Source organism: Chitinophaga tropicalis (assembly GCF_009758205.1).
Lineage (GTDB): Bacteria > Bacteroidota > Bacteroidia > Chitinophagales > Chitinophagaceae > Chitinophaga > Chitinophaga tropicalis.
Map to the genome: position 1 here is coordinate 477,354 of NZ_WRXN01000003.1, position 13,164 is coordinate 490,517.

The following is a 13,164-nucleotide window of genomic DNA, read 5'->3' on the forward strand; positions in this document are numbered from 1 at the left end:
CTTTTACAAGGATTGAAGGTTAAAAGCTCCCTACCAAACATAATTACTTTTATTTTTGGCTCCCATTAATTATGAGAAACATGCGCTCAACAATCCTTTTATTGCTCACTTTAGTTACAGGTCAACTCCGGGCGCAGCTTCCCGGCAATCCACAAAAGCTCTGGTACAAAGAACCCGCCCGGGAATGGACACAGGCCCTGCCTGTTGGTAATGGTCGTCTTGGCGCTATGGTCTTTGGCGGAGTGAATGAAGAACTGCTGCAATTGAATGAAGCTACATTATGGTCTGGCGGACCAGTGAACAACAACATCAATCCTGAAGCGGTTAAATACCTGCCTGCTGTCAGGGAAGCGCTTTTCCGGCATAACTACCATCAGGCGGACAGCCTGACGCGTAAAATGCAGGGTGCTTATTCGCAGTCTTTCCTGCCCCTGGGGGACCTTCGTATCAGTCAGCAGCTGAAGGATGCCGCTGCTGGTCAATATTCACGGGACCTGGACATTGCCACTGCCACTGCTACTACACGTTTTACCAGCGGAGGAGTGACCTATACCAGGGAGATCTTTGCTTCCGCACCGGATCAGGTGATTGTAATACGTCTGAAGGCCAGTCAGAAGGGACAGCTGAATTTCACTGCCGGTACCTCCAGCCAGCTGCATTACCGCAATGCTGTCATCAGCTCAAAGGAGCTGGCCATGAAGGGGAAAGCCCCTTCACAGGCAGACCCCAGTTATGTGAACTATAACAGGGAGCCTGTTAAATACGAAGCGCCAGGCAGCTGTAAGGGCATGCGTTATGAGGTGCGGCTGCGGGCTATTACCCCGGATGGCATAGTAAAGACGGATACCAGCGGTATTACAGTAAAGAATGCTACAGAAGTAACCTTACTGCTCACCGCCGCCACCAGTTTTAATGGTTTTGATAAATGCCCGGACGCTGAAGGGAAGGATGAAACCGCCCTGGTGAACGGTTATATTAATAAGGCTGCAAAGCTGCCTTATACAAGCCTGCTGCAAAGGCATAAGCAGGATTACCAGTCGTTCTTTAACCGGGTATCCTTCACATTAAAAGGACCTGCTGCCAATGAGGCTTTGCCTACAGATGAACGTCTGCGCCGTTATACTGCCGGAGAGCAGGACCCTGCGCTGGAGACATTGTACTTCCAGTATGGCCGCTACCTGCTGATCTCCTGTTCCCGTACCCCTGGTGCGCCTGCAAACCTGCAGGGTATCTGGAATAAGGAGCTGAGGGCCCCCTGGAGCTCCAACTATACCATCAACATCAATACCCAGATGAACTACTGGCCGGCAGAGGTGTGTAACCTGATGGAAATGCAGCAACCGCTTTATCAGCTGATCAAAGAACTGAGTGTTACAGGTGCTTATACTGCACGGAACTTTTATAATGCCCGTGGATGGGTTGCCCATCATAACACAGATATATGGGCTATTTCCAACCCGGTGGGAGACCTGGGTAAAGGGGACCCTCAATGGGCTAACTGGATGATGGGAGGCAACTGGTTATGCCAGTTCCTCTGGCAGCATTATAAGTATACAGGCAATGAGAAATTTCTGCGTGATACGGCTTATCCCATACTACGTTCTGCCGCTACTTTCTGCCTGGACTGGCTGGTGGAAGATCCGGAATCACATTACCTGGTAACGGCGCCTGCAACATCGCCGGAGAATAAGTTTATAACAGAAAACGGGCAGAAGGAATCTGTTGCTATTGCCAGTACAATGGATATGAGCATTATCCGTGAAGTGCTGGGGAATACCATCAAAGCAGGAGAAGTACTGGGAGTGAATGCTGCATTTAATGATACACTGAAGAAGACGATAGAACGTCTTTATCCATATAAGGTAGGTAAGGAAGGTAACCTGCAGGAATGGTATAAGGACTGGAACAGTGAAGACCCGCAGCACAGGCATATTTCGCATCTGTATGCGCTTTTTCCCGGTAATGAAATATCTCCGTCGGCCACTCCGGAGCTGGCCCAGGCTGTGAAACGCACGCTGGAGATACGTGGAGATGGCGGTACCGGCTGGAGTAAAGCCTGGAAGATCAATACCTGGGCAAGACTGGAAGACGGCAATCATGCGTATAAACTGCTTCGTGAGCTGCTGACGCTTACCGGTCAGGGTGGTGTTGATATGCATAATGCAGGTGGTACCTATGCTAACCTGTTCTGCGCTCACCCGCCATTCCAGATAGATGGTAACTTTGGCGGCACTTCCGGCATTGCCCAGATGCTGCTGAACGGCCAGACAGATATGATACGCCTGCTGCCTGCTATTCCTGATGCCTGGGCCAATGGCCAGGTGAAAGGTTTGCTGGCTTATGGCGGTCATACTATAGATATGAGCTGGAAAGACGGCAAGCTTACTACTGTTACTATTCATGCCACTAAAGACGGCACCTGCTTCCTGTTATCCAAACAGCGGTTAAAAGCCAGCGGCAACGCGCAACTGGGGCCTGTAAAACCTAAGAACCCTGACATGGGATATCCTTATGCGCTTAAAACAAAGGCCGGCGGTACATATACTCTTACAAGCGAATAAATTATGATAGCACTGATCTGTGAGCAACCCGGCAACCTTTTTGAAATGGCCCGGGAGGAAGATAAACATCTGCAGTCCCAGCTATCTGCCAACGGCCGGGCAATAGAAGTAAAAGACTGGAAGGACCCGCAGACCGACTGGACCGCTTACGAGGCGGTGATCCTGAAGTCGCCCTACGATTATCACAACCGGCTGGATGAATTTAAAGCCTGGCTGAAAAGGCTATCGGATATGGGCGTACGTTTACTTAACGGCTATGAGACGGTAGTGTGGAATGCTGATAAACATTACCTGAAGGAGATAGAAGCGGCTGGTTTCAGGATCATACCTTCTGTGTTCCTGGAAAAGGGAGCTACGCTGAATGGCCTGTTCAACCAGTTTGAAACAGATAAGATCATTGTTAAGCCATGTGTAAGCGGTGGTTCCAAGAACACGTTCATCCTGCATAGTAACGATGCAAACCTGGGGAAACATCCCCTGAATGATTTTTTAAAGGAAGAGGCGTTTATTGCACAGCCTTTCATGCCGGAGATACATGAAGGAGAGTGGTCGCTTATTTTCTTTGGCGGGCATTTCAGTCATGCTATTATTAAAAAACCTAAGGAAGGGGATTTCCGGGTACAGCCTCAATATGGCAGTACTATTCATGCTGTCATCCCTTCTGCTGAGCATATACGGGAAGGAGAGGCGCTTATAGCGCGTTTTGCACCGGATGCGTTGTATACACGTGTGGATGGTGTAATGGTGAATGGTAAGCTGGCGCTGATGGAACTGGAGCTGATAGAGCCGATGTTGTACCTGTCTTATAATGAAGAAAGCACGGGGAACTATTTACGGGCACTGGCGGAGAAATTATAATAGAGGACGATAGCTGTACATCCAGGTAGTTATAATTCCTTATTATGTTCAGAAGAAAGGGCTACTATCTCTTTGATCTTGTTATCCAGCTTTAGTAGTCCTTCTTCCAGTTTCGCTGTATAAATGAGATCCATATCACGATATTCTTCCCTGATGAGTGTCAGCAGACTTTGTACGGATGTAAGGGGGCCGCGCAGCTCATGTGCCTGTATGAATGCTATACGTTCCAGCTGGGCATTTTTCTTCTCAATTTTCAGTTTATACAGCAGCGCTTCCGTAATATCTTTCATGATAACGGTTACGCCTATGACTTTTCCACTGTCATCTCTGGCGGGGTTAAAGGTGAGCTGCCACCATATTACATGCCCATCATAGTCCCGTTTAAAATCCTCCTGCACTTTTTCTCCCATAAGCGCTTTATTGAAACAGATCATGACCCGGTCCCTGGTGCTGTGATGCATGAACTCTTTCAGATTTTGCTGTTCCTGCATTCTCTTGCCATAAAAGTTTACGGAAAGCTCTTCTGCACTTTTGTTAAAATGCAGGATGTTCATCTCTTTATCCAGCAGTATAAAACTATCATGCAGGCTTTCAAAGAAAGCGCGTAAGCGGAAACCATACTGGATCAGCGCCTGCTGGCTGTCTCTTTCTTTTTCCCGTTGTTGCTGCAAATGTTTTTTAAAGCTGGCAGTTGCGCAGAAAATGTAGATGATAGAAAGTATATAGCAGCCGAAATGGTCAATGATCTTTGGAATTTTACCTGTATAGTGCCCGGTTATGATGTGGGGATAATAGTAGTCGATAATTATCAGGGTGGCGGGTAGTGTAGCGCTGATGGTCATCCAGAAGATATACCTGTTCCTGACAGAGAGAGTTAGTACCAGCTGTAGTGTTGTGAAGAAGAATAACAATGTAGGCCCGTTTATGCCGGCGTTGAAAAAGTAATTGGCGATCAGGCCTGTATAAATGGTAAGTATATACGCAGGGAGGATGTTTTCATATTGGTACATGACCCTGGATAAGCCATAGAACCCCAGCTGGAGCAGGAACAATACTGATAGCAGTACAGCGGATGACCAGGAGCTGATAAATACATTAATGCAGAGGAAAGCAAGAAGAATGACCAATGTAATAACGCATATCATATTGAATATACGATGCTCAAAAGGGAAGTTCTCTTCTTCTCCAAGCAGTTTATCAGTAAGGGAACTACTTTTATTAACAAACACTCTTTTTTGCATGAGACCTGTATTTGTACCTTTTACGGCGTATAAGGTAGTAAAATAATCTATAAATGAAGTATTTTTTGAATGGGTGGAATTGTATATTGGCGAAATTGGATACTTTAGATGCATGAAAATATTCCAGGAAGCTGTACAGCTGAGAGAGCTGAAAAGAGGATTTCATATTATTACAGCAGCTGTTCAACAGGCGCTGCCCCAGATACGTGAATTGAAGACAGGTATGTGCCAGGTTTTTATACAGCATACATCTGCTTCTCTTACTATCAATGAAAATGCGGATCCGACCGTACGCCAGGACTTTGAAATGTTTTTCAGCAAAGCGGTCCCGGAGAATGACCCGGACTACCTGCATGACGATGAAGGTCCGGACGATATGCCTGCCCATCTGAAAGCTGCTATACTGGGAAGCTCTGTGATGATTCCCATCCGTAACGGGAAGCTGGCGCTGGGCACCTGGCAAGGCATCTATCTTTGCGAGCATCGTGATCATGGTGGCCCCCGAAGCCTGATCTTAACAGCATGGGGAGAATAAAAACATCTTTTGCTTATGAAATGGTATCAACTCCAGCTTCTGTTCATCCTGGTGGCAGGCACAACTGTCAAAGCACAGGATGCAGATGTGCAACAATATGATCTTTCCCTGACCCTGAACGATACTACCAACAGGATTGCCGGTACTACCGGGATAACGGTACGTTATCTGAAAGATGTGGCTTCTTTCCGCCTGGATCTTACCGGGCCTTCAGTCAATGATACAGGGATGATCGTTACAGCTGTACAACAGAATGGGGTAGCCGTTCCATTTACACAGGACAGTGCAGGAATCAATCTCTCAGTAAATGCCCGTGAGGGAGCTGTAAGGACCTATATTATTTCATATGCAGGCATCCCCCCGGATGGTCTTATCATTTCTACCAACAGGTTCGGCAATCGTACTTTCTTTACTGATAACTGGCCCAACAGGGCTCATAACTGGTTTCCCTGTATAGATCACCCCGGGGATAAGGCTGCTGTGAGTTTTGCCATTATCGCCCCGGACCATTACCAGGTGGTTGCCAACGGTCTTAAAACGGAGGAAACGTCCCTGCCGGGGCGATTGAAAAGGACGCGCTATCGGGAGAAAGTTCCGTTGCCTTCGAAGGTAATAGCAATAGGGGTAGCCGATTTTGCGATAGATCATCCTGCAGACGTATCAGGGATACCGGTGTATACTTATGTTTTCCCGGAGAACAAGGACAGGGGCTTCCGTGATTTTGCCAAAGCTGCAGATATACTCCGTTTTTTTATAAAGAAGATAGGGCCGTACCCATATGAGAAACTGGCAAACATTCAGTCTAAAACCATCTTTGGAGGAATGGAGAATGCCGGGGCTATATTCTATGCGGAGAGGTCAGTCGGTTCAAGGACAATAGAAGAGCTGATGGCTCATGAAATAGCTCATCAGTGGTTTGGAGATGCTGTTACAGAAACAGACTGGCAGCATCTCTGGCTGAGTGAAGGATTTGCTACCTATATGGCCTGGGTTTACCTGGAGAGCAGGTACGGCAGCGATACGCTGAAGAAGGGGATGGCAGCGGACCGGCAGGAGATCATCGCTTTTGGGAAGAAGAGGAATACGCCTGTTGTTGATACTACCGTTAATGACCATTATATGCAGCTGCTGAATGTAAACAGCTATCAGAAGGGCTCGTGGGTGTTGCATATGCTGAGACGCCGTTTATCTGACGTTATCTTCTGGAAAGGCATCCGGCAGTATTTTGCGACATATAACGGTAAGAATGCCAACACCGATAATTTCAGGGAAGTGATGGAACAGGTAAGCGGGCAGGACCTGAAAGGATTTTTTAAGCAATGGCTGCAAACGGCAGGGATACCTGTACTTGATATCAGGGTTGAGCCTATGACAGGCAAGGAGGATCAGCAGGTAACGGTTGAACAGCAGCAGGAGCCACTGTTTGATTTTTTACTGGAGTATAATACCAGGGATAACAAGAAGGTATACGGGATAGATGTGAAAGGTAAAACAGCCACATTTGGCCTGCATAACGGGGCTATACTGAATGCAGATCCCGATGTGAATATACTGGCAGAGATACGGTTGATACAATGATCTGTAACCGGACGTGCGTTGTGCCGAAACCGGACATCTTATAAAATGTAAGTAGTTGATTAATAATGGTATTATGATCTGGTATTTTATTGGTGGATCGATTATTACATCCATCTGTATATGCTTGCGAACAACATAAAGATTGCGTGGCGGCATCTGGTAAAAGACCGCCTGTTTACAGCACTTAACCTACTGGGTCTCTCCGCCGGCCTGACCTGTACTATCCTGATCTATCTCTGGATACATGATGAATGGCAGACAGACAGGTTCCATCAATATAGCAACCGCCTTCTTCGTGTAATGATCAACGAGCGTAATGGCGATGTACTTAATACTTCCAATGGCACAGATATCATGCTGGGGCAGTCCCTGCTCAGGGAAATGCCTGAAGTGGAGTATGCTGCCACTACAACTCCGTCTACCTGGTTCCGGCAGTTCAGCGTTACCTATGGCAATAATACTGTAGGAGCGAAGGGTAATTTTGCCAGCAGGGACTTCTTTACTGTTTTCTCTTATAAATTGATACAGGGCGCTAAAGAAAGCGTGCTTTCTGATAAACATGGCATCGTTATTTCTGAAGCCCTGGCAAGGCGCCTGTTTAACAGTACGGAACTGGCTGTAGGTAAAACGCTGGAGTGGAAATGGAATGCCTTTACCCGGCAATGCATTGTGACCGGGGTATTTGAGAATGTACCTGCGGGGTCTACAGAGCAGTTCGATTTCCTGCTTTCATTGGACGCCTGGAATGATATTGTGCCTGCGGCAGGACAGCTCACCACCGGCGGCGGGCCTTTCAACAATTATCTTGTGCTGAAGAGAGGAACGGACCTGGACAGGTTTAACCGCAAGCTCTCGGTTTACCTGCATAATGCACTGAAGATCGATAACCTGGTATTGTTTGCCCGTCCGTACGGAGAAAACTATCTCTATGGCAGGTATGAGAATGGTGTGCAGGATGGCGGCAGGATTGAATATATAGAGCTGTTCTCTATCATTGCCATCTTTATCCTGCTGATAGCCTGTATCAATTTTATGAACCTGAGCACTGCCCGGGTAACGGGCAGGATAAAAGAAGTGGGGGTAAAGAAGACATTGGGTGCAGGCCGCCGTACACTGATCATGCAGTTTCTTGGGGAATCCATGCTGATGAGCGGTTTATCCCTGGGTATTGCGTTATTGCTGATACAGCTGCTGTTGCCGGCATTTAATGATCTCACGAACAAGCAGCTTGAGCTGACATTCAATATGCAACTTATATTGCCGCTGCTGGCTATCACCATCTTTACCGGTATTATTGCCGGTAGTTACCCGGCGTTATACCTTTCCCGTTTTAACCCGATAATGCTATTCAAAGGGGACAGCAATGGCATGGGTGGTGTGCTATGGGCAAGAAAGGGGCTGGTAGTGTTCCAGTTCACGGTATCGGTGATCTTTATTATATCAGTAATTGTGGTTAATAGACAGGTCAGGTATGTACAGACCCGGCAGCCGGGGTATACAAAAGATCATGTTATCTATTTTGAGATGCAGGGCAAAGTAGCTTCAAGCAGTGCAGCCTTTATAACCGGACTAAAGAATATTCCGGGTGTTGTTAATGCTTCCAGCATACAGCAGAACATTATTCTGCCGGCTTTCCTGCCTTATGGAGGTGTAAGATGGGAAGGGAAGAATGCAGATGACCTTATCCGTTTTTACCAGATGCCTGTCAATTATGACCTGATAGAAACGCTGAATATCCATATGGCAGCGGGCCGTTCTTTTTCCCGTGCTTATGGAACAGACAGTATGGGTATTTTGCTGAATGAAGCGGCTGTAAAAGCAATGGGTTTTACAGCGCCGGTAGGTAAAGAGGTGCAGGTAGGGCCTGCCCGTTATCATGTGCTGGGAGTGACGAAGAATTTCCATTTTAACTCCCTGCATGAGGAAATAAAGCCGTTTATTTTCAGGCTTTCTCCACCGGAAACAATGATGGTCATGATCAGGCTGGAGAGAGAGGGAGAGAGTGCAACGATCAGCAGGATAGCAGACTTCTACAGGCGGTTTAACCCTGGTTACGCGCTTGATTACAGCTTCCTTGATAGAGACTACCAGGTGCAGTATGCTGCCGAGAACCTGGTGGCTTCCTTGTCTGAATGGTTTACCATACTGGCTATACTGATCTCCTGCCTGGGACTGTTCGGACTGAGTGCTTTTACTGCCGAGCGCCGCCGTAAGGAGATCAGCATCCGTAAGATACTTGGTGCTACTGCAGCCAATGTGGTGTTTATGTTGTCAAAGGATTTTCTGCAGCTGGTGCTCATTGCTGCTTGTATTGCGTTGCCGCTGGCGTGGTGGCTGATGCAGCAGTGGCTGGATAATTTTGCCTATCGTATTGCTGTAGATGCGGGTGTATTCCTGCTGGCTATTGCAGCTATTGTACTGATCACAATTGCCACTATCAGCTTTCAGGCAATCAAAGCTGCGATGACCAACCCGGTGAAGAACCTGAAAACGGAATGATTGCCGTATATTTATTCCTCAATCCATTACTACGTTGTTGAAGAAATACTACTTCCTGCTGACCCTTGCTCTGCTGAGCAGCTATTGTTCACTTGCCCAGAGCACCTATCTTTTTATTGGCTCTTATAATGGCGATAAGGACAAAGAAGGGCTTTATGTTTACCGGTTTGACACAGAGACAGGGAGCCTTTCGAAGGTAAGCGCCTATCATGTTTTCAACCCATCGTTCCTGACGCTTTCCCCTGACGGAAAATACATTTATGCCTGTACGGAAACCCGTACTCCCGGTATGGGCAGTGTGAGCAGTTTTGCGTTTGACAGCAAAACAGGAAATGTCAGGTTTATCAGTAAGCAGGATAGCGGTGGAGAGAACCCTGTTTATGTAACGGTGCACAGGAGCGGCAAGTGGCTGATCAATGGGAATTATACCGGTGGCAGTATTTCAGTTTACCATCTTTCTGACGATGGCAGTATAGCGCCTGCAGTCCAGGTGATACCTTTTAAAGACAGCAGCATCAGGGTGCAGCAGAAGAGTGCGCATATTCATTCTGTGAACTTTTCTCCGCAGCAGGATTATATCTTTTCGCCAGACCTTGGCGCTGATAAAATACGGGCTTATGCTTTCGATACAGAGCATGGCGAACCGTTGAAAATAACTGGTTTCGTTAGTACTGTTCCCGGTAGCGGTCCCCGGCATATGGCTTTCCATCCTAACGGGAAATTTGTGTACAATGTAGAGGAGCTGGCAGGCGCTGTGTCTGTTTATCGTTATCATAACGGGCAGCTGGACAGCATTCAGCGTATTATGGCACATGATGGCAAGCCTCTGTCTTTTTATAGCAGTGCAGATATACATTTCTCTCCGGATGGCCGTTTCCTGTATGTCTCCAACAGGGGGGAGGAAAATAATATTGCCATCTTTTCTGTTAACGGTAAGACGGGGAGATTAAAGCCGGAGGGATTCCAGGATACCGGTGGGGAACATCCCCGTAATTTTACAATAGATCCCAGCGGGAAGTTCCTGCTGGTGGCCAACCAGATAGGAAATAATATTGTTGTTTTCAGGAGGGATGCCAGAACAGGACTGTTAACTAAAACCGGTACAGAAATAAAAGTCACTGCTCCTTCCTGTTTGCTGATCAGGACTTATCTTTGAAGGATATGCAATATACCTCCAATCCGGGCCTGAAAGATATGGACCTGCCATTTGAATGGAAAGGTACGCCGGTAGATAGTCGCGGGCGTTTTGTGAACCATGAGCTGGTACATAACAATTCTTTTCTTGACTTCCTGAAATGGAGGCTGCAGGAAAATCCGCAGGGGGAGGAGAAGAAAAATGAGCGCTGGACTCCGGAGATCATACCGGAGGACCATTTTCTTTTTTCGGGTGAGGATTGTATTGTATGGCTGGGGCATGCCTCCTTTTTTATACGCCTGGCGGGGCAGACATTGCTTATTGACCCGGTCTTTTTTAACATCGCGGTGATCAAACGACATACACCTTTGCCGGTAGACCCTGCAAAATTTCAGGGGCTGGACTATATCCTTGTCTCTCATAATCATCGTGACCATTGTGATGAAAAAAGCCTCAGGCTCCTGGCCGCCGGTAACCCTCAGGCAACTTATCTTACAGGGTTGAAAATGGATAAGCTGATCCGTAAATTTACGGGCAGCAGCAAGATACAGGTAGCGGGGTGGTATCAGCAATATGGTACTGCATCTGCCATCAAGGTTTTTTATCTCCCTTCCAGGCATTGGGCAAAACGGGGACTGACAGATTTCAATGAAGAACTCTGGGGCGCCTTTGTGATACAGGGAGCGGGTAAGACTATTTATTTTGGAGGGGATTCCGGTTATGGTGGTCATTTTAAAGATGTAGCCCGTATTTTTCCGCAGATAGACTACTGTATGATAGGTGTTGGGGCCTATAAGCCGGAATTCTTTATGGCACAGAGTCACTCTTCTCCACAGCATGCTGTAAAGGCTGCTAATGACCTGAATGCCCGGGTGTTTATCCCCATGCACTATGGTACTTTCGATCTTGCAGATGAGCCGATGGGAGAGCCCCTGAGAATATTAGCGCAGCTGGAGGCAGCGCATAAGATAAACCCGGAATTGAAAATCCTGAAGATAGGGGAGGAATTATTATTCAACGGGTAGTGCAGGACAAACTTTATTTATTGTTTGTTTGCTTTCTTAACTAATTCGCTTTTATTTTACGGCCACACGCATCTTAAAATGTTCGAAAAGCAGATCAGCGACGAGGACTTACTGGCATCTTTAAAAAGAGATGATACTGTTGCTTTCGAAATGCTGTACAACCGTTATTGGAAATCCCTTTATCTGAAGGCCTGTCAGCGGGTAGATAAGGATGATGCCAAAGACCTGGTACAGGAGGTTATGATGAGCCTCTGGCGCAGAAGGCAGGAGCTACCGTCATTTAAAGAGGGGGAGTTTGTACGTTACCTGTTCACTGCTATAAAGTACAGGGTGATCAGCCATTATGCCTTCAGTGCGGCAGAAGTTAAGAATGCCGCCCTATTTGAAGTACTGGACAGCGAGGAGCACATCAATATGCTGGAAACCAAGGAACTCAATGCCCGGATAGAGTCAGCCGTGAGCCAGTTACCTGCCCGCATGCAACGGGTTTTCAGAATGAGCAGGGAGGACGATCTCTCTATTGCAGATATTGCCAGGAAGTTAAATGTCTCCGAACAAACCGTAAAGAACCAGTTGACGGAAGCGCTGCGCCGCTTGCGTAACTCATTGCGATCCAACGCTACAGGCGAATGGGCGCTCCTGCTTGCCTATCTTTTCTGCCACATCAGCAAAGGCTGAAATTTTTTTTTCTATTGACTAGTACCAAATCCTTTTTTCCAGGATAAGGTAGTAAAACCATGCCTGGTGGAAACTAAAAAACTGAAGCGCATTTTCCGGCAATACCTGTTAGGTCATGCAGGAGAGAAGGAATCGGGAACTGTAGACCATTGGTACAGTTCTTTTGACGGCATGTCTGTACCTGAGCTTAGCCGGGATGAGGAGGAAATGATCCGGCAGGAGATCTGGGGCAGGATCAGTCTGCAGTTGCGGGAACGGAGGACATTCTTCCTCCGGCCGGTACTGACAGGCGCTGCTGCCGCCGTATTACTGGCTGCTGCAGGGCTTGCCTGGTTCCTTGTACAGCGATCGGCCGCACCGGCCTTCACTGTAATTACAACAGCCACCGGTCAGAGAAAAACGGTCAATATGGAAGATGGCACCAGGCTGGTAATGAACGCTGGTTCAACAGTGCGTATCTATAAGGATCTCAGTCATGAAAGAAGGCTGAGCATAGATGATGGGGAAGTATTTTTCGATGTGAAGCAAGGTCCGGACAAGCCCTTTATCGTGGAAAGCGGTCCGCTTACTACTACGGTGCTGGGTACTTCTTTTAATATCATCGCCTATAAAGATGTACAGCGTCTTCATGTTGGCGTTGTGTCGGGGAAGGTCAGTGTAAATACCAGCATTCTTACAAAGGGACAGGAGCTGGTATATGACAGGAAAACCGGGAAGGGGAAGGTCAATCCGCTGGATGAAAGCCTGTTGGAGTGGCAGAATGGTAACCTTGTACTGAATGATGCCTCTTTTGGTGAAATGGTGATACTGATGCAGAAGAATTTCGGCGTCGCCATTACGGCTGATCAACCTGATGTCAGGGAGACAAGATACACCACGGAATTGCCTGTTACTATGGACCCTGTCAATGCTGCGGAGATACTTGCCGCCATCCACCATTTGAAAATAAGAACGAACGGCCGCCACGTGCTGCTCTATAAATAGAAAACTGACAAACCAAACCTTTAAAATCAACTAGCACCGCAACTGTACTGCTGAGGTGTAAATTCTTAAC

General features: G+C 47.3%; 10 protein-coding genes. 9 read left to right on the forward strand and 1 reads right to left on the reverse strand.

The window, feature by feature from the left end; translation table 11 throughout:
- Nucleotides 1-80 precede the first annotated feature (80 nt).
- Together GO493_RS09935 and GO493_RS09940 are read left to right on the forward strand one after the other, a co-directional pair.
- Complete coding sequence (locus GO493_RS09935; protein ID WP_232538798.1) at nucleotides 81-2,561, forward strand: glycoside hydrolase family 95 protein; 2,481 nt, start codon at nucleotides 81-83, stop codon at nucleotides 2,559-2,561.
- A gap of 3 nt (nucleotides 2,562-2,564) precedes the next feature.
- The gene (locus GO493_RS09940) at nucleotides 2,565-3,419 is read left to right on the forward strand and encodes an ATP-grasp domain-containing protein (RefSeq protein WP_157305996.1); all 855 of its coding nucleotides are present in this window, start codon (nucleotides 2,565-2,567) and stop codon (nucleotides 3,417-3,419) included.
- A 29-nt stretch (nucleotides 3,420-3,448) separates the two neighbouring features.
- Here the strand turns inward: GO493_RS09940 and GO493_RS09945 are convergent, their stop codons facing one another.
- Nucleotides 3,449-4,660: a PAS domain S-box protein gene (locus GO493_RS09945; protein ID WP_157305997.1), complete on the reverse strand. Its 1,212-nt coding sequence runs from the start codon at nucleotides 4,658-4,660 to the stop codon at nucleotides 3,449-3,451.
- Nucleotides 4,661-4,772: 112 nt separating this feature from the next.
- Between GO493_RS09945 and GO493_RS09950 the strand changes: the two genes are divergently transcribed.
- The 7 genes from GO493_RS09950 (at nucleotide 4,773) to GO493_RS31050 (ending at nucleotide 13,094) form a co-directional block, all read left to right on the forward strand.
- Nucleotides 4,773-5,195, forward strand: a complete 423-nt coding sequence (locus GO493_RS09950) for a secondary thiamine-phosphate synthase enzyme YjbQ (protein ID WP_157305998.1) — start codon at nucleotides 4,773-4,775, stop codon at nucleotides 5,193-5,195.
- Between the two features lie 15 nt (nucleotides 5,196-5,210).
- Nucleotides 5,211-6,773: a M1 family metallopeptidase gene (locus tag GO493_RS09955; RefSeq protein ID WP_157305999.1), complete on the forward strand. Its 1,563-nt coding sequence runs from the start codon at nucleotides 5,211-5,213 to the stop codon at nucleotides 6,771-6,773.
- 120 nt (nucleotides 6,774-6,893) lie between these two features.
- Entirely contained in the window at nucleotides 6,894-9,272 is a 2,379-nt protein-coding gene (locus GO493_RS09960) for an ABC transporter permease (protein ID WP_157306000.1), read from the forward strand.
- Nucleotides 9,273-9,309: 37 nt separating this feature from the next.
- Complete coding sequence (locus tag GO493_RS09965) at nucleotides 9,310-10,428, forward strand: lactonase family protein (RefSeq protein WP_232538799.1); 1,119 nt, start codon at nucleotides 9,310-9,312, stop codon at nucleotides 10,426-10,428.
- Between the two features lie 5 nt (nucleotides 10,429-10,433).
- Nucleotides 10,434-11,432: an MBL fold metallo-hydrolase gene (locus tag GO493_RS09970; protein ID WP_157306002.1), complete on the forward strand. Its 999-nt coding sequence runs from the start codon at nucleotides 10,434-10,436 to the stop codon at nucleotides 11,430-11,432.
- A gap of 78 nt (nucleotides 11,433-11,510) precedes the next feature.
- Nucleotides 11,511-12,110, forward strand: a complete 600-nt coding sequence (locus GO493_RS09975) for a sigma-70 family RNA polymerase sigma factor (protein ID WP_157306003.1) — start codon at nucleotides 11,511-11,513, stop codon at nucleotides 12,108-12,110.
- Nucleotides 12,111-12,176: 66 nt separating this feature from the next.
- Nucleotides 12,177-13,094: a FecR family protein gene (locus GO493_RS31050; protein ID WP_157306004.1), complete on the forward strand. Its 918-nt coding sequence runs from the start codon at nucleotides 12,177-12,179 to the stop codon at nucleotides 13,092-13,094.
- The last annotated feature ends 70 nt before the right edge of the window (nucleotides 13,095-13,164 follow it).